The sequence below is a fragment of the Nocardia uniformis NBRC 13702 genome, assembly GCF_001613345.1.
Classification (GTDB): domain Bacteria; phylum Actinomycetota; class Actinomycetes; order Mycobacteriales; family Mycobacteriaceae; genus Nocardia; species Nocardia uniformis.
In genome coordinates this window covers 134,287-157,036 of record NZ_BDCE01000064.1, presented here as the reverse complement: position 1 = coordinate 157,036, position 22,750 = coordinate 134,287, and the positions used below count along the sequence as shown (strand labels likewise).

General features: G+C 67.1%; 19 protein-coding genes. 12 read left to right on the top strand and 7 right to left on the bottom strand.

The genetic code is table 11. The features are described 5' to 3' along the window. From NU1_RS23390 to NU1_RS23360, 7 genes are all read right to left on the bottom strand, one after another. Complete coding sequence (locus tag NU1_RS23390) at positions 1-1,023, bottom strand: MlaD family protein (RefSeq protein ID WP_067524116.1); 1,023 nt, start codon at positions 1,021-1,023, stop codon at positions 1-3. Then, complete coding sequence (locus NU1_RS23385; protein ID WP_067524114.1) at positions 1,011-2,033, bottom strand: MlaD family protein; 1,023 nt, start codon at positions 2,031-2,033, stop codon at positions 1,011-1,013. Before NU1_RS23385 ends, NU1_RS23390 begins: the two co-directional genes overlap by 13 nt. Continuing rightward, the gene (locus tag NU1_RS23380; protein ID WP_084521735.1) at positions 2,030-3,070 is read right to left on the bottom strand and encodes an MlaD family protein; all 1,041 of its coding nucleotides are present in this window, start codon (positions 3,068-3,070) and stop codon (positions 2,030-2,032) included. The genes NU1_RS23385 and NU1_RS23380 overlap by 4 nt, the downstream gene beginning before the upstream one ends. 5 nt (positions 3,071-3,075) lie before the next feature. Beyond that, the gene (locus NU1_RS23375) at positions 3,076-3,939 is read right to left on the bottom strand and encodes an ABC transporter permease (RefSeq protein WP_067524112.1); all 864 of its coding nucleotides are present in this window, start codon (positions 3,937-3,939) and stop codon (positions 3,076-3,078) included. Then, the gene (locus tag NU1_RS23370; RefSeq protein ID WP_084521745.1) at positions 3,939-4,673 is read right to left on the bottom strand and encodes an ABC transporter permease; all 735 of its coding nucleotides are present in this window, start codon (positions 4,671-4,673) and stop codon (positions 3,939-3,941) included. The genes NU1_RS23375 and NU1_RS23370 overlap by 1 nt, the downstream gene beginning before the upstream one ends. Positions 4,674-5,110: 437 nt before the next feature. Then, complete coding sequence (locus NU1_RS23365; protein ID WP_067524108.1) at positions 5,111-6,508, bottom strand: ABC1 kinase family protein; 1,398 nt, start codon at positions 6,506-6,508, stop codon at positions 5,111-5,113. 49 nt (positions 6,509-6,557) lie between these two features. Continuing rightward, positions 6,558-7,238: a TetR/AcrR family transcriptional regulator gene (locus tag NU1_RS23360; protein ID WP_067524106.1), complete on the bottom strand. Its 681-nt coding sequence runs from the start codon at positions 7,236-7,238 to the stop codon at positions 6,558-6,560. A gap of 450 nt (positions 7,239-7,688) precedes the next feature. On the opposite strand from NU1_RS23360, the gene NU1_RS23355 reads away from it, so the two are divergent. Genes NU1_RS23355 through NU1_RS23300 form a run of 12 tightly spaced genes read left to right on the top strand, consistent with a single transcriptional unit; the run spans position 7,689 to position 22,742 of the window. Further along, positions 7,689-9,356 carry a flavin-containing monooxygenase gene (locus NU1_RS23355; RefSeq protein ID WP_067524103.1) on the top strand — a complete coding sequence of 556 codons (1,668 nt, stop codon included), beginning with the start codon at positions 7,689-7,691 and terminating at the stop codon, positions 9,354-9,356. 18 nt (positions 9,357-9,374) lie between these two features. After that, positions 9,375-12,191 carry an SDR family NAD(P)-dependent oxidoreductase gene (locus tag NU1_RS23350; RefSeq protein ID WP_067524101.1) on the top strand — a complete coding sequence of 939 codons (2,817 nt, stop codon included), beginning with the start codon at positions 9,375-9,377 and terminating at the stop codon, positions 12,189-12,191. A 36-nt stretch (positions 12,192-12,227) separates the two neighbouring features. Further along, entirely contained in the window at positions 12,228-12,467 is a 240-nt protein-coding gene (locus tag NU1_RS23345; protein ID WP_067524100.1) for a hypothetical protein, read from the top strand. A gap of 20 nt (positions 12,468-12,487) precedes the next feature. Next, positions 12,488-13,513, top strand: a complete 1,026-nt coding sequence (locus NU1_RS23340; RefSeq protein WP_084521734.1) for an alpha/beta hydrolase — start codon at positions 12,488-12,490, stop codon at positions 13,511-13,513. A gap of 27 nt (positions 13,514-13,540) precedes the next feature. Next, positions 13,541-14,941 carry an ABC1 kinase family protein gene (locus tag NU1_RS23335; protein WP_067524098.1) on the top strand — a complete coding sequence of 467 codons (1,401 nt, stop codon included), beginning with the start codon at positions 13,541-13,543 and terminating at the stop codon, positions 14,939-14,941. 1 nt (position 14,942) lies between these two features. Continuing rightward, positions 14,943-15,332: a hypothetical protein gene (locus NU1_RS23330; RefSeq protein WP_067524097.1), complete on the top strand. Its 390-nt coding sequence runs from the start codon at positions 14,943-14,945 to the stop codon at positions 15,330-15,332. 4 nt (positions 15,333-15,336) lie between these two features. Continuing rightward, the gene (locus NU1_RS23325; RefSeq protein WP_067524095.1) at positions 15,337-16,671 is read left to right on the top strand and encodes an ABC1 kinase family protein; all 1,335 of its coding nucleotides are present in this window, start codon (positions 15,337-15,339) and stop codon (positions 16,669-16,671) included. A gap of 11 nt (positions 16,672-16,682) precedes the next feature. Then, complete coding sequence (locus tag NU1_RS23320; RefSeq protein ID WP_067524093.1) at positions 16,683-17,153, top strand: lipocalin-like domain-containing protein; 471 nt, start codon at positions 16,683-16,685, stop codon at positions 17,151-17,153. 2 nt (positions 17,154-17,155) lie between these two features. Continuing rightward, positions 17,156-18,580: a D-arabinono-1,4-lactone oxidase gene (locus NU1_RS23315; protein ID WP_067524092.1), complete on the top strand. Its 1,425-nt coding sequence runs from the start codon at positions 17,156-17,158 to the stop codon at positions 18,578-18,580. Next, a complete protein-coding gene (locus tag NU1_RS23310) occupies positions 18,570-19,574 on the top strand; it encodes an alpha/beta hydrolase (protein ID WP_067524090.1) in 1,005 nt (334 codons plus the stop codon). The genes NU1_RS23315 and NU1_RS23310 overlap by 11 nt, the downstream gene beginning before the upstream one ends. 13 nt (positions 19,575-19,587) lie before the next feature. Then, on the top strand, positions 19,588-21,174 hold the full coding sequence (locus NU1_RS23305; RefSeq protein ID WP_067524088.1) for a flavin-containing monooxygenase: 1,587 nt from the start codon (positions 19,588-19,590) through the stop codon (positions 21,172-21,174). Positions 21,175-21,188: 14 nt separating this feature from the next. Continuing rightward, positions 21,189-22,742, top strand: a complete 1,554-nt coding sequence (locus NU1_RS23300) for a flavin-containing monooxygenase (protein ID WP_067524239.1) — start codon at positions 21,189-21,191, stop codon at positions 22,740-22,742. Positions 22,743-22,750 lie beyond the last annotated feature (8 nt).

Here is a 22,750-nt window from a genome sequence, read left to right as displayed (position 1 = left end):
TCAGCACCCCCGTCCGGGAACGGGAACGCACAAGCTCGGTGCGGCGATCGTGATGGCGGACTGGTCGATGGCCGGTCCTTCCGGTGTCATCGCGGCCTGCAACCGCTGCCGCAGATCCCCGATCGAGGTGCCGGCCTCGTCGACCCGCGCGCCGAGATCTTTCAGTTGCGGCAGCGCTTCGAGCAATTTGTCCACGATGGGCTGTAGTTGTTCGCGCCAGGCCGGTTCCACGGCGGCGATGCGGGACAGCAGTCCGGCCCCGACCCGCAGCGCCTCGGAGATCTCGGCCTTCTTGTTCAAGGCCATGGTTTCGAGCATCCCGATCTGCCGGACGAAGGTGCCCAGCAGTGCCTTGTTGTCATTGAGGGTGCTCAGATACTCGTCCATCACGTTCAGCGCGCGGGAGATCTCGCTGTTCTGGTTGTTGAGGATGCCGACGAAGCTCGCCACGGCGGTGGTCATCTGCCGCAGTGCGTCCGGGCTGGTGTCGAGCGAATTCTGCAGGGCGGCGAAGTTCTTGCGCAGCGTCTCACCGTCGACTTGGGCGACCGGCGCGGCGGCATCCTGCAGGGTGCGGACCAGGCTGTAGGGCAACCGGACCCGATCGGCCGGAATGGTCTTGCTGCCCAAGGGTTTATCTCCTGCGGGCAGGACCGCCACGTAATGTCCGCCGACCGCGGTGAGCATGCGGACCTCCAGGGTGGATTGATCGCCGAGGCGCACCTCGTCGCGGACGGTGAAGGTCATGCGGACCTTCTTGTGTTGCAGTTCCAGCGATTTCACCGAACCGACCGGAATGCCGGCCATCCGGACCTGATCACCGACCTTCACCGACTGGGCATCGGACAGGTCCGCGGTGTAGCTGTGCTTGCCGATCGGCAGCACATAGATCACGCCGGCAGCCACCAGCAGCATGGCCAGCGCCGCCGCGCCGATCATGCCGAGCCGGAGCTCGCGGCGCTGCTTGGCCCCTTCATGCCGGTCCGGATGTCCGTGCGGGCGCAGCTGTTTCAGCCCTTGCATATCGAAACCCCTTGACCCGCGATGAGCACCGACAGCGGTGCGGGCACCTCGGCGAAACCTTTGGAGCAGGTGCGGTCGACAGGAGATGCGGTCACTCCGGCCGGCGGGAGCAGATTGGCCAGGGATTGGATGAGCCCCGGGAGCTTGCCCAGCACCTCCATGGCGTCGGCGGGGTTCGGGAACGCGAGCCGCAGATCATTGATCAGGTCCGGGTTGGCGTTCTCGGTGAACCCGAGCGTGGTCATGAGGCTGTTAAGCGGTCCCAGCGCGGACGGGGCGACCATCGCGAAGTCGATGAGTCCGTCGATCTGTGCGACGAACGAGGTGAAGACGTCCGCCAGGCCGCGCAGCAGTGTGATCAGGTACGGCGATTTTCCGCCGATCTGGCCGGAAATGGCCTGCAGATTCGACACGATCGCCGAGATCACGTGCTGCCGGTCCGTGGCGTAGCGGCTGAGCGTGCCGAGCGATTCGAGCGCGGGCCCGATGCCGTTGCCGTCACCCTGGATGACCGCCAGCACATTCTCGGTGAACTGATTCATCGCGCCGGGAGAGAATTCGGCCAGCGCCGGTTGCAGTCCGTTGAACAGCGTGGTGATGTCGAAGGACGGGATGGTCTTATCCGTTTCGATGGTGGCGCCGGGCGTCAGCTCCTCGCCCGCTGAATCCGGTTGGCGCAGATCGATATAGCGCTGCCCGGTCAGTGATTGATAGCGGATCGCCAATGAGCTGCTGGTGTATACGGTCCGTTCGGACCGCACGGTGAAGCCGACCTCGGCGCGCGTGCCGTCGGGGCGAATCTCGGTGACCTTGCCGACCGCCACCCCGTACATTCGCACGTCGTCACCGGTCTTCAAACCGCTGACATCAGTGAATATCGCGTGGTAGCCGGAGGTTTCGCCGCCGATGGGACGGGTGATGGCGGTGGCGATCACAATGAGCAAACCCACCATCGCCGCGGCGAACAGGGCAAGCCGCCAACTGACCCCGAATGTTGTCTTCTGCTTCATCGCGCCCCTCCCAGTGCTTCGAGTGCCTGCTGACCGAGTAGCGGCACCGCGACGCCGGGAACGCCGCGCAATGTGACACCGAGATTGACTACCGGTCCGTTCGGGGTGTCGGCGAAGATCCGGTCGAGCCGGGCGATGAGCTCGGTCAGGTCCGCACGGGATGTGTCCGGGGTCGGCACGGTGGCGGCCACGGCTCCCAGCAATGGCGTGAACATGTCGGTGTAGCCGTTGAAGTGGACCTGCGCGGTGTTGAGGAGGCCGGCGATGGCAGGGAAGGCCTGATCCACCACCATGCCGATGGAGACGTCGTAGCGGGCGCGGTCGTGTTGGAAGACCTCGATATCGAGCAACGATTTCAGCAGTTTCAGGGTCGACGAGCTGAAGACGCCCAACCCCTGGAAGAAGGAGGCGTACTGGTCGAGCAGATAGGACGACGGGTATTGCTGGGTGTCGGCGACGGCACGGCTGAGCGTCACCACCGCCTGCAGGATCGGAGTGAACGCCTTCAGATCGCCGCTGAACTGCCGCAGCAGTTCGGCCAGCTTCGGTGTGAGCACGTCGGTGGAGGTTCGGGTGAGCTCGCGCAGCAGCGCGCCCATGGTCACGTCGGCAACCCGGCCCACCATATCGATCACCGCCTCCGCGTGCAGCGGCGTGCCGCCACTGCCGGGCCGCAGCGTCACCGCGCTGATCCCGAACAGATTCTCGGGCGCGTAGTCGACGGTGAAAGTCTCGGTGAGACCGGCGATCTGGGACTTTTCGAGATCCAGGGTGAGCAGTTGGCGACCGTCCCCGACGCTGATCACCTCCGCCACCGTGCCGACGGCCACACCCTCCACCCGCACATTGGTGCCGGGCACAATGCCCGCACCAACCTGGTCGGTGCGCAACTGAATACGCAGCCGATCCCCATGATCGGCGTTCGTGTACTGCGTCCAGGCCACGACGAGGAGCACCGCGAGCACCGCGGCGACGAGTCCGGCGAGGCGGGCCCGGTACTTGGTGATGGCGACTCCGGGAATCGTATAGTTCGGCATCCGCGTCACCCCGGGAATTCGATAGCGGAGTTGACGCCCCACAGCGCCAGGGTCAGCACCATGTCCAGCCCGATGATCGCGACGAAACTCGCGCGGACGGCCCGGCCCGACGCGATGCCGACGCCCTCCGGGCCCCCGGTAGCGAAGAAACCGTAGTAGCAATGGATCAGGATCACCGCCACACCGAAGACGAGGATCTTCACTACGGCCGCGAAGATGTCGTAGCCACTGGTGAATTGGAAGAAGTAGTGGTCGTAGACGCCACCGGCCTGCCCGTGTAGCAGCACCACCACGGTGTCGCAGGCCAGATACGACAGGATCAGTGCGATCAGGAAGGTTGGCACGATGGCGACCGCCCCGGCGATGACCCGCGTGGTGACCACGAACGGAATCGAGCGCAGCCCGAGTGATTCGATCGCATCTATTTCTTCGGAGATGCGCATGGACCCGATCTCGGCGGTCATTCGGCAGCCCGCCTGGGCCGCGAAGCCGACGGCCGCGGCGATGGGGGCGAGTTCGCGGGTATTGGCGAACGCCGAGACCACGCCGGTGAGCGAACCCAGCCCGATCAGGTCCAGCGCCGCGAAGGCTTGAATGCCGGTGCCCGCGCCCATGGCGATGCCGAGCACGATCAGCATCGGCACCGTGCCGCCGCCGACGATCAAAGAGCCACGGCCCCAAGTCATATCGGTGATGGCACGCAAGGTTTCGGCGCGATACCGCCGCAGCGTCAACGGAATAGACGACAGCGCCAGCCACACGAAGCCGAGCATGAACCCGGCGTTCTCGAACGGCGCTAACGGATGGGCGTGCTCGATGGCGTGATACGCCCAGCGAGTGCCCTTGGGGCGATACGGTGCGGCGGCCATCATGCCACCCGAATCGGCAGGAACATGGAGACCACCTGCGTGATAACGAGATTGACCACGATGATCGAGGCCACCGACAGCACCACGGCGGCGTTCACCGCGTCGGCCACGCCGCGCGGTCCACCGCCCGCCTCCAGCCCGCGCTGGCAGGCCACGATCACCACGAGGAACCCGAACAGCAGCGCTTTGGCCAGCGAAATCCACACATCGGTCAGCACCGCGAAGGACCCGAAGGTGGCCCAGTAGCTGCCGGGCGTCACATTCTGCGCGCCGATGGCGACCGCGTATCCGGAGACCACACCGACGAAGATGATCAGGATATTGAGCAGCGGCGCGATCAGCATCATGGCCGCCACTCGTGGAATCACCAGCCGCTGCACCGGATTGATACCCATCACCTCCAGCGCGGCGATCTCGTCGCGAATGGTGCGCGCCCCCAGGTCCGCGGCGATCGCCGACGCACCCGCTCCACCCAGTAGCAGCCCGGTCGCGATCGGAGCACCCTGTTGGATGACCCCGAGCCCGCTCGCCGCGCCGATGAGCGAGTCCGCGCCCAGTTGATGGATGAGATTGCCGACCTGGACCGACACCACCACCCCGAACGGCACTGCCATGAGCACCGCCGGAATCGAGGTCACCGTCAGCAGATACCACGCCTGATGCAGCATCTCCCGCCATTGGAACCGGCCCGCGGCGATATCGGAGACCGCACCCCGGGCCGATGCCAGAGCCATATCGACGACTCGTCCGAAGGTCCGCAGGCTCGACCGTGTCGTGTCCGCGATATTGCTCCGCACGATGTGTACCGCCGTGGCGGTTCCGCCGGGCCGCGGAGTCGGAGACTTGGACTCCTTCACGTGCGTTCTCCTGCAACGCGATTCCGTCGCGGCGACGCCCCGGCGAATCGGACCTCACACCCGGCTTGGATCATCGATGTTTCCCCTTGGAGCTTCTGCGCGGTGGTGAGTTTCGTATCGGTGATGGCGACCGCGTGACATGATTAGCTGACGTACTGATCAACAAAGTAGTGCGTCCCAGACAATTGCGCAATGGGGTCGATGAAAACCGCTGCGAACAGGGGTTATTCAGGGTCAAGGGTAAGCGCAGCCGACCTCGCTCCGTGATTGCCGGTGTCGGACCGGGATCTGCGTACGGCAGTCGATGAATTGGCTCAGTGGGAGTGTGCTGCGGTGTCGCGGCGATTCGCCAGCCACGACTCTTCTTGCGCGCCGAGCGGCGTGCGCGGTGGCGTGTCGTACATCCATTCTCGGGCGATGCGGTGCCAGTTCGCACTGGCTCCGAGCTTGCCGAGGAGCCCCACGGTCATGTACTCGACCCGGCGTGCGAGCGCGTGCTCGGCGGGCAGGCGCTGGTCGCGCCAGAGCTGGAAGAAACCACGGGTGGGGTCGAATGCGGCCAACACCGCGTTGGCCGCGGTGTCGCCGGTGACGCGGATTTCGGCGTCGGTCAGGAACCATCCGGAGTTCTCCCGAAAGAAGCGCAGGCACTCGTCGGCAGTCACGGGGGAATCCGGTTCCAGCACACCGTATTCCACGAGTAGCTCACGCAGGTCGGCCCCCCGGTACTCGCCCGCGGCCCGCATGCACGCCAGCTCGAAGCCCACCGCTTCGGCGGTCATGTGCTTGAACAGGCCGAAGTCCAGGAAGACCACCGTCCCATCCGGCGCGAGCAGCACATTGCCCGGATGTGGATCCCCGGCGAATTGGCCGAACCGCGCTATCGATCCCAGGTAGAAGCGGAACACGATCTCGCCGATCAGATCGCGCTCGGTCTGTGGCAGCGCCTTGATGCCGTCGAATCCGATCCCCTCGACCATTTCGGTTACCAGCACGTGAGCGGTGCACAGCTCCTGAACGCAGCCGGGGATGCGGATGAAGGGATGGTCCTGATACAGGGCGGCGACGGCCTGCTGGTTCTCGGCTTCGATGCGGTAGTCCACCTCATCCGCGAGATGCGTGACGAACTCCTGCGCCACGGCGCTGTCGGCCAACCCGGGCGCGACCGCCCGGGCCAGGCGCATGACCAGCGAGAAGTTCTTCAGATCCGCCCGCACGGCCAGGTCGACCCCCGGGTATTGGATCTTGACCGCCACCACACGCCCGTCGAGCAACCGGGCCCGATACACCTGGCCGATCGAGGCCGCGGCGATCGGCGTCTCATCGAATTCGGTGAAAACCTTTCCGAGTGGACGTTCGAGGTCTCCTTCGAGGACCTTGCGCATCCGTGCGAAAGGCATCTTCGGGGCCTGATCGCACAGGGCGGCGAGCTTGTCCCGGAACTGGTCTTGGTACTCGGCGGGGATGAGGTTCAGATCGATCATCGACAACATCTGGCCCAGCTTCATGGCCAGGCCCTTCATGCTGCCGAGCACCGCCACCAGGTCCTCGGCGGCCGCGAGGATCGCGCGTTCGGACTGCGCCGCCCGCTGCTGTGGCGACTTGCCGACGACGGCGAGTTTCAGGCCCGCACTGTGCTTGGCCTGATTCGCGGCCAGTTTGCCCAGCTTGGCGCCGCGCCGCACCCGGGAAGTGGGAATTCGTTCGGACATGAACCCGTCCTTCGTCTGATCGGGCGAGATTAGCAGACGCCCGTGTCGATCAATTCGCGGCGGGGGATTCGGCGCGGATGCCCGGGCCGAGGGTCGCGACGACGGTCTCGACATAGCGCCGCCGGTCGTCTTCGTCCGCGCCCTGCATCGTGCGCAGCATCGGCGGCAGCGTCGCGGTGACCAGCAGCCAGCCGACATTCACGGTATCCAGATCGCGGCGCAGCACACCGGCTTTCACATAGCGAGCCAGAAAGCGCTCGACGGTTGCCGCCAAGAGAGCGTGCAGTCCCAAGAGACGGGCGTTGAGTTCGTCGTCGACGCCGGTCAATTCGAACAACAACACCCGAACCAGTTGCTCGTCGTTCTCCGCGAGATCGCACAACCCGTCGACCGCACTCGTCCAGGCGCGCACCAGCGACTCGAAGGTGAGGTTCTCGTCGTCGAACGCGAACTCCGGGTCGAAGACCTCTCCGGCCAGCTGGACCGTCAGCAGCTCGATACCGTAGTCGAACACGGCATCGAGAATCGCGCGCTTGCTGTCGAAGTAGCGATAGAAGGTGCCGTAACCCGCGCCGACCTCCGCAGCAATATCGGCTGTAGTGGCCGCCGCGTATCCCTTCGTGGTGAACACCCGATAGGCGGCGGCGACGAGTTCGTTGCGCCGTCGCTCACTGTTGCGTTCATCCCGCGGCCGGCCGGGACCGCGGCCCCGCTTCGCTGGTTCGGTCATCGCACCATCGTATGCGGACGATGCGGGCGGCGACGCCGGGTTAATGGGGGATCGGCGCTCGGGCACGGGGGCTTCTTGCGGGCCTATCGACGGCTACTGCCGCACCGGCGCAAGACAATTCGGGATCGAGCCGAGTCGGCAGGGTGGACACCGAGCAGGGCGGCGGGATGATCGCTGAGTCGCTCTCAAAAGCTGACAAAATTGTCGAAAATTGCCATGCACAGAGCCCTCCGGATCGCCGCCGGGCTCCCATTTCGGGGTAGGTGCACGTCGAGCTACGCGCTGACGGCGCCCAAGGTCGTCTGTATCGAGCCCGTTCAACTGCTCATTCGCGACCTTCGAGGCAGGTATTGCGCAATTGTCTGGGACGATCTATTTTATGACATGCCCGTCGACTATTTCGTCGAAACATCCGGCGAGCTCCCTCAACCCCTTCGGAAGGCATCAAGGATGATGGCCAACTCCTCGGCAGCGCGGCCGGGGGCCGCCCCCGGCCGCGCTGCGCCCGACCACCATGTCGCCATCATCGGCGCAGGTCCGGGCGGTATCGCGGCCGGCGTGAAGTTGCGGCAGGCGGGGATCGACGACTTCGTCATCCTCGACCGCGATACCGGCTTCGGCGGCAGCTGGCACGAGAACCGCTATCCGGGCGTCTGCGTCGATATCCCCTCGCTGGCCTATCAGTACTCGTTCGCCCGCAATGCCAAGTGGAGCCGCGTGTTCGCTCCCGGCGCGGAGGTGCGGGACTACCACTCGAACGTCGCCCGCCGGTTCGACCTGCACCGGCATGCCCGATTCGGCGTCGACGTCGTCAGCGAACGGTGGGACGATGCCGCGCACCTGTGGCGGCTGCACACCGCGGGCGGTGAGGTGATCACCGCACGGTTCGTGATCAACGCGGTCGGCGCGTTCGTCAACCCCAAGCCCGACGGTGGCATCCCGGGACTGGACCGGTTCCGCGGCAAGATTCAGCGGCCGTCGAGCTGGGATCACGACTGGGACCACACGGGCAAGCGCGTCGCCGTCATCGGCACCGGGCCCAGTTCCATTCAGATCACGCCGTCGATCGCGCCGGAAGTCGCCGCGCTCACGGTCTTTCAGCGCACTCCGGTGTGGTGCCTGCCCAAACCGAATCCCGCGGTGTCCAAGCCGGTGCAGGCGCTGCTGGGTGTGCCGGGCGTGCAATCCGGCCTGCACGGCGCGGCGCTGGTCGGCATGGACGCGCTGCTGCGCACGGCCGCCGGCACGCCGCCGAGCCTCACCAAAGCGGCCATGCGCGTGATCGACAAGACCACGATCGCGGCCCACCGGCAGCTGGTCCGGCAAGCGGTGCGCGACCCCGCCACCGCCGCCGCGCTGACGCCGACCCACGGCCCGCTGGCGAAGCGGCCATCGTTCTCCAGCGACTACCTGCAGGCGTTCAACCGCGACAACGTCGCCCTGGTCACCGAGCGCATAGAGACCATGACGCCCAAGGGAATTCGCACCGCCGACGGTGGAGAGCACGAATTCGACATGATCGTGGTCGCCACCGGTTACGAGGTGTTCTCCGATCCGGAGACCTATCGCACGGGCATGGTCGTCGGCCGCGACGGGATGGACCTGGGCGAGTTCTACCGCGAGCACGGCATGCAGTCCTACGAGGCGGTCGCGCTGCCCAAGCTGCCCAACCGGTGGACGCTGGTGGGCCCGTACTCCTGGACCGGCTCGGGCTGGCACGCCTTCGTCGAGATGACCAGCCACCACGCGGTGCGCGCCATCCGTGAGGCCGGTCGGCGCGGAGCGACGCGCGCCGAGGTGCGCCAGGACGCGCACGACGCCTATCACGCGAAGATCCTGCGGCGCAGCGAAGCGATTCGCTGGTACTTCAACGAGCTCAACGGGCACGTCCCGACCTACTACCGCAACTCTCAGGGCGACAGCACCTATGTGCGCCCGAGCGGGTTCTTCCAGGCCCGCCATGGCAGCCACCGCTTCCCGTTCGAGCACTACCGCTTCGACGTGCTGCGCCCGGCCGCCGCCGCGCCGTCGTCCGGTGCGACCACTCGCGCCGAAACCGGCGACAAGCCCACCGCTGACACCGACCGCACGCCGGTCACCGTCGCTTCCAACGCCTGAGACCACAGGAGACTCCCGATGAAGGTTCCGAACGTTGGCCGCCCCCTCCGGGTCGCCACCGGCCTGTCCAGTTACGGCATCAGTGACCGGCGGCTGCGCCGCGCGGTCGCGGGCCGGGTGATCCTGGTGACCGGAGCGTCCTCGGGCACCGGCCGCGCGACCGCGCTGCGGCTGGCCCGCAACGGCGCGACCGTCGCCGTGGTGGCCCGCCGCGCTGCGCTGCTCGACGAATTGTGCGAGGAGGCAATCGCTCTCGGGGCCGATGGCTCGATCCACCCGTATCCGACCGACCTCAACGACATGCCGGCTACGGCCGCCATGGTCGAGCGGGTGCTCGATGAGCACGGCCGGGTCGACGTGCTGGTGAACAACGCGGGCAAGTCGATCAGTCGGTGGCTCACCGACTCGGTCGACCGGTTCGACAACTTCGAGAAGACCGCCAACGTCAACTATCTCGCACCTATCCGGCTGATCATGAGCCTGCTTCCCTCCATGCGCGCGGCCCACAGCGGGCACATCGTCAATATCGTCACCATCGGTGTGCACGCACCCCCCGTGGGCTGGACCGCCTATGCCTCCAGCAAGGCCGCGTTCAACTCCTGGATGCGCGGCGCGAGCGCGGAACTGCGCGCCGAGGGCATCACCTCCACCGGTGTCTACCTCCAGTTGATCTACACGCCGATGCTCGGGCCGTTCTGGTACTTCAAGTACGCCAAACCGCTCGGCAACACCGCCGAGGAAGCCGCGAACGCCGTCTGCCGCGCCATCGTGGACAAGCCGATGTACATCCGGCCCTGGCCCGAACGCCTCGCCGCACCGGTCGGATACCTGCTGGACAACAGCCGCCCCATGGAATACGCCAAGACCCTCGCGGTGAAGGTCGCCAATCGCCAGTCGCGGCCCACCGACCTGGTCCCCGTCATGCGGCGTGCCGAGGACTTCGGGCACTTCCTGGACAAGTGCTTCGGCAGCATCGGAACGGTCGCGGGAATGAATCCGCTGGCCGTGGTACCGCCCGCCCGGCTGCCACAGGCCGTGGCCGCCCTGCGGAATGGCTTCGGCCTGGCCACGCTCGCGGCGACCGCCGCGGCGCGATTCCCGGACCGCGACGCGGTGATCGACGACGACGGCACCATCACCTACCGCGAAATGCACCAGCGGACAGAGCGATTGGCCTCCGCCCTGCGCGACGAGTACATCGTCGGACGCCACAGCCGGGTCGGCATCCTGTGCGCCAACCATCGCGGCTTCCCGCTCGCGCTGTTCGCGGCGGCGCGGCTGTCGGCGGACCTGGTGCCCCTGAACTACGGCTTCTCCGGTCCGCAGCTGGGCGCGGTGCTCGAACAGGAACGCATCGACGTGCTGTTCTACGACACCCAATTCGAGCAGTCGCTGGAGAACTCCGGCTACACCGGACCCCGCATCATCGTCCGCGACGACGGCAGCTCGCCGGAGGCGTCCGCACGGTACGGCAATGTGGAACAACTGATCTCCCGCGGCGGGCGGCGAGTGCTCGCGCCGGCCTACGGCAGCGCGATCGTCATCATGACCGGCGGCACCACCGGAGTGCCCAAGGGGGCACCGCGCCAGATGGGCATGAAAGACCTTGTCCCCATGGCGAAGTCGCTGCACCCCCGGATGCTGCTGGCTATCACCGAACTCGACCGTATCCATCCGGTACCGAGCCTCGGCGAGCCGATCGTGGTCGGCCCGCCGCTGCACCACGGATTCGGATTGGGTTCCACGCTGATCGGTTTCGCGACCGGCTCGCCGGTCGTCCTGCACCGCAAGTTCGGCGCCGAACAGATGCTCGCGGACATCGAGCGCCACAGCGCCACCATCGCCACCGTGGTGCCGTCAATGATCAAGCGGATCATGGACCTGCCCGAGGAGGTCCGCCAGGACTACAACACCGATACCTTGCGGGTGGTCCCCTGCGGCGGCTCGCCGCTGCCCGGCTGGCTGGGTGAGGCGTTCATGGACGAATTCGGCGACGTGCTGTTCAACGGGTACGCCTCGACCGAGTCCGGGCTAGGCACCCTGGCCACCCCCGCGGACCTGCGTGCGGCGCCGGGCACGGTCGGTTACGGCCCGCAGGGCCTGGTCGGCGTCCGCATCTACGACGACGTCGGGGTCGAGGTGCCGGTCGGGGTTCCCGGCCGCGTCACCATCAAGAGTCCGGCCGCCTTCCACGGTTACACCGATGGCAATAACAAGGAATTCATCGACGGTTACCTGGACACCGGGGACCTCGGCCACTTCGATTCGGCGGGACGACTCTTCATCGACGGACGTTCCGACGACATGATCCTCTCCGGCGGTGAGAACGTCTTCCCGCAGGAGATCGAGGACACGCTTCTCGACCATCCGGCGGTGGCGGACGCCGGCGCCATCGGCGTGCCCGACGACGATTTCGGCCAGCGGCTGGCGGCGTTCATCGTGCTCAAGGACGGCCAGACGGCCACTGCCGATGAGATCAAGGCCTTCGTGAAGGCACAGCTGGCCAACTACAAGACCCCGCGCGACGTGCACTTCGTGGCCGCGTTGCCGCGCACCACCGCCGGCAAGCTCCGCCGCAAGCAGTTGCCCGAGCTGATCGCACCGGCCGACGTGACCGGCGACGCGAACGCGAGCCCGGCGAACGGAGCCACGGCGACCAAGACACGGGCCCCGAAGAAGGCCACCGCGGCGAAGGCCACTGCGGTGAAGGCCACCGCGGCGAAGAAGGCTCCTGCGGCGAAGAAGGCTCCTGCGGCCGAGCCTGCCCCGGTGGCCGATTCGACTGCCGCACTGCCGGATACGCGGCCTTCCGATGCCGACGTCAGCCCCGCGTAACCCGCCACACCGACCTCACCCCAAAGGACCACTGCCATGAGCCGCGAACCCCTCCTCAGCGCGGAGCGCTACCCCGACATGCCGGCCCCGATCGCGCGCCTGCACAACCGGCTGGAGACGCGCTTCCCCCGGCCCATTCCGCAAATCGCGCGTGCCCGGGCCCGGGTGCACGGTTCGGCCACACAGGTGGCGGATCTCTTTCTGGGCCGGTTGAATCCGGCCTCCACCCTGGGCCGCACGTACGTCCTGCTGCGCCACGCGCAGTGGTACGTCTGAACATTCGAGAGGTCACCGTCATGCGAATCCGGCAGTCCGGCACCCCCGGCTACTCCGCGCCACCCACCTCGGTCGACGATCACACCACCCTCGAGCCGCCGCAGGGCCCTTCGCGGGTCTCCCTCGTCGCGCACACGGGCTCACGCGGCATGGTCCGCCCGGCGCTGCGGGCGGGCGTCGCGGTGGCCGCCCCGGCACTGCGGGCACTGCCGCAGGGACTGGGAATCCCCTTGACCCGCAAGGCGGATCAGGCGCTGTTCTGGTTGCGTCCGCCGCGCGGCACCCGGTTGAGCCGGGTACGGCACGACCATTGGCGCGCCGAATGGGTGCGGGGCCCGGGACCGCACCGCGGGCCCGAGGTGATCATGTACATGCACGGCGGCGCGGACGTGACCGGCGGGCTCAATAGCTGGCGGCGCATGGTCGGCCGGCTGTCCAAGGCGGCCTACGGCATCCCGGTGTTCAACCTCGAGTACCGGCTGGCGCCCAAGGCCACGGTCAGCGACGCCATGGAGGACGCACTGTCCGCGTACCGTTGGCTGCTCGACCATGGCACCCCTGCCAACCGGATCGTGCTCGCGGGCGACTCGTTCGGTGCCGGCCTGGCCTTCGCGACGGTGCTGGGCGCGCGCGCCGCGGGACTGCCGGATCCGGCCGGGGTGGTGGCGATCTCGCCGGTGCTCGATTTCGACTTCGCCACCAAGGCCGCCCACCCGAACGCCGCGCGCGACCCGTTCACCCCGTCGCAGCTGAGCGCGCTGGTGGACGTGGCGCGCGCACGCGGACTGGTGAACGCGCCGTCCCCGGTCGACGGTGACCTGACCGATTTCCCTCCGGTGCTGATGCAGGTGGGCTCCACGGAGATCTTCCGCGCCGACTGCGAGCAGATGGCGGTCCGGTTGGAGCAGGCGGGCGTGCCGTACCGGCTGCAGGTGTGGGACCGGCAGTTACACGTCTGGCACCTGTTCGCCGACGTGATCCCCGAGGCACGGCAGGCGATCGCGGACATCGCCGCGTTCGTCGACCAGGTCACGTCCCAACACTGACCCCCCTTACCCATCGAAGGAATTCCCATGGCCACAAACAACAACGACATGACCACCTCGCGGACAAAACGTACCGCCATGCTCGGCAAGATCGTCGCTGACCAGACCACCCGCTATGTCGGGACCAAGGTCCGTTCGGTTGGCCGCAGCGAGGAGAAGAAGGCCTCGATCGCCGATCAGCGGCAAGCCGAGGCCGTGCAGGCGCTGGTGACAGCGTTGGGGGGCATGCGCGGCGCGGCCATGAAGATCGGTCAGACATTGGCGTCGATCGATATGGGCATCTGGCCCGAGAACATCCGTGACGAGATGCAGAAGACGCTCAACAAACTGCTCGATTCCGCGCCGACGGTGTCGTTCGATCAGATGAAACGGGTCATCGAGCAGAATCTCGGCGGGCGGATCTCGGCCATCTTCGCCGAATTCGACACCGAGCCGATCGCCGCCGCCTCCATCGGACAGGTGTACCGGGCGGTCCTCAAGGACGGCCGCGAGGTCGCGGTGAAGGTGCAGTACCCGGGCATCGACAAGGCCATCCGGGCCGACCTGAACAACCTGTCCCTGGTACTGCGGGCCGCCCGGGTGCTGTTGCCCAACGCCGATCTCGAGAGCCTGGCGGGCCAGATCCGCGAACGCGTCGAGGATGAGCTCGACTACGCACTCGAGGCGCAGAACCAGCGCAAAGTGGCCCGCCTCTACCGCAAGCATCCGTTCATCCGGGTGCCCGATGTGATCACCGAGTTCTGCGGACCGCAGGTGCTGGTCACCGAGTTCATCAAGGCCCGCCGCTACGAGGAGGTGCGCCACGCCGACGACGCGACCCGCACCCACGTCGGGGAGATCCTTTTCCGCTTCTACATCGGCAACCTGATCACGCACGGGCACTTCTCGGTCGACCCGCATCCGGGCAACTTCCTGCTCGGCGAGGACGGCAAGGTGGTGTTCCTGGACTTCGGGCTGTACCGGCATCTGCCCAAGGACTCCTACCGGGACCAGGTGGCGCTGCTGCGGGGAATCGTCGGAAAGGACCCCGAGGCGCTGCACCAGGCCATGGTGCAGGGCGGGATGGCGTCCGCGGACGGGCCGATGGACGCGAAGGCCACGCACGAGTTCATGCAGCAGCTGTTCTGGTGGCTGTCCGAGCCGGGTGAGGTGCTGTTCAACTCCGAGGTGGTCCGCCAGGTCGTGGTCGACACCCTGTCCCCGAGCGGCCCGTTCTTCAGTATGGCTCGGCAGCAATCCATTCCGGCCGATACCGCCATGGTGGTCCGGATGCTCGGCATGGTCGTGGCGACCGTCGGGCAGATGAACGTCGCGCTCGACTGGAACTCGGTGATCCGCGAAATGCTCTTCGGTGAACCCCCCGCCACGGCGCTGGGCCGCATCGCGGCCGGCGAAACCGGCGTCACGACAAACGAATTGGCGAGCTGACATGACCGAGGAAGAACGCCAGCGACTGGAGCGCACCCGCCGGACCATCCGGCTGGTGGCCGACGCGGCCACCCACGTAAGCACCGCATTCCTGCAGACCGAGCTGGCACAGGAGGCCGTACACAAGGCCGGCGACTCCCGCGACAACCTGCTGAAGCTGCAGGAGACCGTCATGAAGGTGCTGAATCTGCCGACCGCGGGCGAACTGGGCCAGATGAACGCGCGCATGCGCTCGGTGTCCCAGCGGCTCGAGGACCTCGAGGACAACCTGGTCAATGTCGGCGATCAGCTCGAGGGGCTGGCCAAGGTGCCGCACCTGCTGGAGACCATCGTCGAACAGACCGCCCGCTCCGACTCCGCCGGTCCCCGACCCGAGCAGCCGAGGGGATGACCCTATGGGATTGCGCAGCAAGGCTTTAGGCCGCGCGGCCAAAGTCATGAGCATTCCCGCCGCCGCGGCAGCGCAGCGCGGGCGGGAGCTCATCGTCGGCCCACCGTCCGGTGCGGGCGAGCACGATCTGGTGGACCATGCCGCCGAACAGGTCTTCCAGGTGCTCGGTCAGCTCAAGGGCGGCGCGATGAAACTCGGCCAGGCCCTGAGCGTGGCCGAGGCGGCGATCCCGCCGAAATTCGGTGACCGCTTCCGTGAGGCACTGGTCAAATTGCAGGCCGAGGCTCCGCCCATGCCCACGGCGCAGATGCACGCGATGCTCGACAAGCAGCTGGGCACCGGCTGGCGGAAGCGGTTCGCCGACTTCGACGACAGTCCCGTCGGCGCGGCCAGTATCGGGCAGGTGCATCGCGCGGTGTGGCACGACGGCCGCGAGGTGGCCGTCAAGGTGCAGTACCCCGAGGCCGAGGAGGCGCTGAAGGCGGATCTGCGGCTGCTCGAGATGTTCGCCGGAGCCTTCGCCACCGTGTTCTCCGGCGCCAATATCAAGAAGCTGGTCGGGGAATTCCTTGCGCGCACCGAGGACGAGCTCGACTATCGCATCGAGGCCGCCTATCAGCGCACGTTCGCCAAGGCCCTGGCGGGTGACGAGAAGTTCTATGTGCCAAGGGTTCTGGCGGGCGCGCCGAAGGTGCTGGTGACCGAATGGATGGACGGCGTGCCGCTCTCGCGGATCATCGCCGAGGGCACCCGGGAACAGCGCGACCGAGCCGGAATCCGGTTGGCGGAGTTCGCGCTGTCCACACCGGCCACGGTGGGATTGCTGCACAGTGATCCGCATCCGGGTAATTTCCAGCTGCGCCCGGACGGCGCGCTGGGTGTCATCGACTTCGGTGCGTGCATCGCACTGCCGAACGGCATACCGCCCGCGGTGGGCCGGATGGCCACGTGCGCGCTGGCCGAGGATTACCAGGGCCTGGAGCAGGTGCTGCGCGCGGAGCGCTTCATCCAGCCCGGGGCGGCCATCGACCTCGGGCCGTTCCGGGAGCGGATAGGCCCGATGGTTGCCGGCTTCGAGTGGCCCCGAGTGCATTTCACCCGCGAGATGCTCCAGGCCGACACCGCCCGTGCACTCGCTCCGGAGAACCTGTCGCTGACCAATGCCCAGGCCGTGAGCGCACCGGCGGACAAACCCGAATACGCCATGCTCATTCGGGTTTTCGCGGGCGTCATCGGCATTTTGGCGCAGCTCGACGCCGACGGGCCGTTCCTCGGATTGTTCCAGGAGTGGCTGCCCGAATTCACCGTGCCCGGCAATTTCGCGTCTCTGGACGCGTGAAAGGAAAGACCATGAGCGACAAGGTGAATCGCCCGGCCGAGTTCGTCGGTACGTGGCGGTTGTTGTCGATGCGGCAGGAACGTTCCGGCGGCGTCGCCGAACCGCTGGGCTCCGATCCGATCGGATACCTCACCTACACCGCCGACGGCCACGTGCACTGCATGCTCGGGCCGCGTTCCCGCGCCCTGCTCGGTACCGAGCCCGATCAGTTCGCCGCTCGCGACGGGCTGGCGCGCGCGTTGTTCGTGCTGCCCCGGGTGCCGAAACTGCTGGGGCTCTCGATCTCGGCGCTCAAGACGATCGCCTACGTGGGCACCTGGGATGTACAGGGCGACACGGTGATTCACCATGCCGAGCTGGCCGGTCTGCCGGACTGGGACGGGACCGACATCGTGCGCGGGTACGAGATCGACGACAAGAGCCTGCGGCTGATCGCCGAATTCCCCACCGGCCGCGTCGTCGTGGACTGGGCGCGGGTGTAGTCATGGCCACCATCCACAACTGGGGGCCGCGGCAACCCCTCACCCGTCCGGGCACCCCGGTGCTGCGCCCCGGAACCCAGGACGAGCTGATCGCGGCGGTGCGCTCGGGCGACCATCGGCGGCTGCGAGTGATCGGATCGGGTCACAGCTTCAGTGACCTGGCCGCTGTCGCGCTGGGGGAGGACGCGGCCGTGGTGCGGATCGACCGGCTGCACCGGGTGGTGGCGATCGTGGAATTCGAAAAGCCCTCGGCCGCAACGGGACCGATGCCCGCCACGGTCGGCACCGTGACCGTGGAGGCAGGCATCACCCTCGACGCCCTGCTGCGCGTACTCGACGAACACGGCCTGACACTGGTCACCGTCGGAGCCATCCGGGAGCAGACCGTGGCGGGCGCGATCAGCACCGGCACCCACGGTGCCAGCATTCATGTCGGCTCGCTCAGTTCGCTGGTGGTGTCGCTGAAATTGCTGCGCGCCGACGGTGAAGTGCGCACCCTGCGCCGCGACGACCCGGAGCACGCCGAGTTGTTCCGTTGCGCCGCAGTGGGTTTGGGTGCGCTGGGGATCATTCTCGAAGCCGAGCTCGAGGTGGTGCGGGCCTTCACCGTCCGCCCGGTCTCCCGCATGCTCACCGTGGACGAATTCCGCACCGAGGGCGAGACGATCGCCCGCGCGCACTCGTATGCCCGCTTCTACTACTTCCCCTACGCCGACCGGGTGGAATGCGTCACCGACATCCCGGTCGACGACCCACCGCCGGCTCCGAACGGCATCGACCGGCTGCAACGGTGGGCGCGCGGCACCGTGCTGGACCGCTACCTGGTCGACGGCCTGTTCTCCGCCGCCGCTGGGATCCGCCCGCACACCTCGATCCCGCACCTGATGCGCCGGGCGGCGGGGACCCGGCGCCTCGGTGCGGGATCGATCGACCGGAGCTGGCGTTGCCTGAGCCTGGCGGACCTGCCGCCGCGCCATGTGGAAATGGAATGGTCGGTGCCGCTGGAGCATTGGCGTGACGCGGTCGCGGCGGTGCACCGCACCATCGGCCCCGCCCCTACCGCGTTCGTGGCCGGTTTCGTGGTGTCACTGCGGTTCGTCGGCAGCGACGGCGATATCGCCCTGAGCAACAACCAGGGTCGCGCTAACCTGGCCATCGACCTGCTGCAGCACCACGCACTCGACCACCGGCCCTATTTCCCCACCACCGCCGCGGTCATCCGATCCGCGGCCCAGGGACTGGCTCGGCCGCACTGGGGCAAGATCTTCGAACTCACTCGCGGCGAAATCGCCGCGCTCTACCCCGATTTCGAGCTGTTCGAGCGGACCCGGGCCGCCTCGGACCCCACCGGCATGTTCACCAACCCTTGGCTCGAGCGCGTCTTCCAGCTCGAGACCGCCGCCGAAGGACTCTCCCATGGACACTGACCTGACCATCGAATACGGCGATCGGCCCACATTGCGGGCTCGCGCAGTGCGACGGCTGGCTCGGGCAACGGTGCGCCCCACCCTCGACGTCGCGGCCGCGCTCGGGCTGCGCGCAGGCCCGGATGTCATGGCGCGCTTGCCGATTCAGGCCGTCAATCGGGTCGCCGACCGACTGGCCGGCGCGGTGCTGCGCCCGCCGCGCGGGACCCGCGTGACACCCGTCCATGTCGGCGCGGTGCGCGGCGAGTGGATCGAGCCACCCTTGCACGCACCGGAGCGGGCAGTGCTGTACTTCCACGGCGGCGGCCTCATGTTCTGCGGCCCCGGCACCCATCGCCGGATGATCGGGCGCGTAGCCGCCGCGGCCCGGGCCAATGCCCTGCACGTGGATTATCGGATGGCGCCACGCCACACCCTGTCTGATGCGCTCACCGATGCGGTCGACGGTTACCGAAACCTGTTGTCGCGTGGCTATTCTCCCGATCGGATCGTGCTGGCCGGCGACTCCGGCGGCGGCCTGCTCGCCCTCGCCGCGGTCCGCGCCCTGCTCGACGAGGGCCTGCCCTGCCCCGCCGCCGTCCTCGCGATGGCCCCGCAGGTCGACGTGCACGGCGAGGTCCGCGCCGGGCACCCCAACACCCGCCGGGACGCGATCATCCCCGCCGCCGGCATGACCGCGATCGGTGCGATCATCGCGCACAACAATCCGGCCGACGTGGCCCGCGCCCCCTTGGCCGTCCCGGTGCAAGACTATCCGCCGGTGCTCATCCAAGCCAGCTCCGCCGAGGTGCTGCTGGCCGACGCGCACGCCATGGCCGACCGGCTCCGCGCCGCGAATGTGCCGTGCACCCTGCAGGTTTGGGAGGGCCAGGTGCACGTCTTCCAAGCCGTAGCCGACCTGCTGCCCGAGGCCCGCAGCGCACTGGCCCGCATCGGCGAATTCATCGACAGCGCCCTGGCCGACACCGGCCGGGCTCACCAGACTTCGGCCTAGAAGGAGATCAACGATGATCATCAAACCTGACCATGAATTCGTCATCATCGGTTCCGGCTGCGTCGGCATGGCCGCGGGCATCATGCTGAAAAAGCATGGGCTGCACGACTTCATCATCGCCGAGCGTTTCGACAAGCCGGGCGGCACCTGGAACGTCAACACCTACCCGGGCATCGGCTGCGACATCCCCACCCCGTGGTACGAGTTCTTCTTCGACCGCAACAAGAACTGGTCCCGCTTCTTCCCCAAGGGCGCGGAGATCAACGCCTACCACAATCAGGTCGCCGTCGATCACGGCCTCGGCCCGCACTTCCGGTGCAACACCGACGTGACCCGCCAGACGTGGGACGAGGACAACCACCTGTGGCGGCTGAGCATCGCCGACGGTAGCGAGATCACCGCCCGCTACGTCATCGCCGCCATCGGCCAGTTCTCCGACCCCAGCCTGCCCACCATCCCGGGCGTGGACGACTTCACAGGCAAGCTTCAGCAACCCGCGCGCTGGGATCACTCCTATGACTGGACCGGCAAGCGGGTGATCGTGGTCGGCACCGGAGCCAGTGCGCTGCAGATCATTCCGGAGGTCGCCAAGACCGCGGGCAACCTCGAAGTCTTCCAGCGCACCCCGATCTTCTGCGTCTACAAGCCCGATTTCGAGAACCCGAAATTGCTGAACACCGTGCTGGCGTCCAAGCCGGTGTCGAAGTTGATGTACCCGGCGACCAAGGGGCTCTTCGACGGAATCATTGCCGTGGGTAGCCGCACCCCGGTCTCATGGTCCAAACCGGGCGCCATCGGGCTCGACGCGCTCACCCGGACCTACTACCGGCGGCGGCTGAACAAGACCGTCGAGGATCCGCAGACTCGCACGGCGCTGATGCCCGACTACGGGCTCTTCACCAAGCGGCCCGCACTGTCGAACACCTACCTGCCGACTTTCAACCAGGACAACGTGCAACTGGTCACCACCTCGATCGACCGCATCGAGGCGAACGGCGTCCGCACCACCGACGGCGTACTGCACGAATGCGACATGCTGGTGTTAGCAACGGGATACAAGTTCTTCCACGATCCGCTCTTCTACAAACTCGGCTGGGTCATCGGCCGCAACGGCTTCGATATGGCCGCGGACTTCCGCGAGAACGGCGTCGCGGCCTACGAGAGCATGGCCGTGCCGAAGGTCCCCAACCGGTGGATGCTGGCTGGCCCCTACTCGTGGAACCACACCCCGCACACCATGGCCGAGTATCTCGGCGAGCGCATCGCGAAGGTGGTCCTGGCGGCCAAGGCGCGCGGCATCACCGCCCTCGAGGTCGACGAGACCGCGCATCGCGAATATCACGCCACCACACGCGAGCGCAGCAAGACCCTGGAGTGGTACATGACCGAGCTACACCGGGGAAACAACTCCTACTACGTCAATTCGCACGGCCAGTTCGCCGCCGGTCGGCTGGTCAGCTGGCGGGAGATGGAGCGGCGCACCCGCCGCGACCCGCTGCGTGACTACCGCTGCCGATCGCTGCGCATGCGGCTCGAGCTGTCCCGCACGCCGACCGGAACCGGATCGACCGGCGCGCCGCGCGTCCACGCCGGACAGTGATGAGGATCAGGACAATGACTGTGAACAACGACGTTTCGCACCACGAAGTGCTGGTGATCGGCGCCGGTTTCGGCGGCATCAACGCCGGTGTACAGCTGCGCAAGGCCGGTATCGAGGACTTCGTGATCCTCGACAAGTGGCACCAGGTCGGCGGCACCTGGAATGCCAACCGTTATCCCGGTGTGGCCGTGGACATCCCCTCCTTCATCTACCAATTCAGCTACCAGCAGAAGGGTTCCTGGTCGCGACTGTTCGCCGAGGGCGGCGAAATCCAGAAGTACGCCGAGGAGGTCGTCACCCGGCAGGGTCTGCGATCCAAACTGCGGCTCGAGACCGCGGTCGAGCGGATGCGGTTCGACGAGGCGACCGACCTGTGGCACGTCGAGACCGATAAGGGCGAATACACCGCGCGATTCGTCATCGGGGGCATCGGCGGGCTCGAGGTGCCGAACCTGCCCGACATCGCGGGCATCGACACCTTCGGCGGCAAGGTCATCCACACCTCCCGCTGGGACCACGACTACGACCTGACCGGCAAGCGGGTGGCGGTCATCGGCACCGGCGCGACCGCGCTGCAGGTGATTCCCACTATCGCCGAACAGGTTTCGCACCTGACGGTGTTTCAGCGCACCCCGATCTGGGTCGGTCCCAAGCCGGACTGGGACACCGGCCCCGTCACCAAGGCGGTCCTGGGCAACCCGTTGACCCGGTGGCCGCTGCGGGCGGTGGGCATGGTCGGCACCGAACTCGGCATCGGTGGCGCGCTCGTCGCCGGCCCGGCGGCGATACCGGCGCTGCGGGGCGTGGAGACGGCGATCAAACTGTGGATGCGCACCCAGGTCAAGGACAAGGACCTGCGCGACAAGCTCACCCCGGATTACCTGTTCGCCTGCAAGCGCCCCTCCATCTCCAATTCCTACCTGCGGACCTTCGAGCAGCCGCACGTCGATCTGATCACCGACCCGATCGAAAAGATCACCCCCGACGCGGTCGTCACCCAGGACGGGACCGAGCATCCGATCGACGTCCTGATCTGCGCCACCGGATTCAAGGTGATGGAGAAGGGCGCGACCCCGCCGTTCCCGACCCTGGGCCGGGGCGGCGTCGACCTGAACAACTGGTGGGACGAGAACCGCTACCAGGCGTACCAGGGCGTCTCGGTCCCCGGATTCCCGAACTTCTTCATGGTCATCGGGCCGTACGCGTATTCGCCGGGTTCCTATCTGGTGTTGATCGAGGCGACCGGGAGACACGCGGTGCGCGTGATCTGCGAGGCCCGCCGTCGCCGTGCGACCCGCGCGGAGATCAAACAGGAACCGCACGAACGCTATTGGAAGCAGATGCTGCGCCGGGTCGGCCGAACCCCGATCGTCGGTCCGCTGTGTGCCGGGTCGAACACCTACTACCTCAACTATCAGGGCGACGGCGCCGCCTACCGGCCCTCCACCGGGTTGGAGATGCGGCTGCACAACAGGTTCTTCCCACTGGACAACTACCAGTACAGCCTGGCCCGGGCCAAGTTCGCCGACAGCATCGACAGCGAGCACGAGCTCGCGGTCGCGAAGTAGAGGAGCAG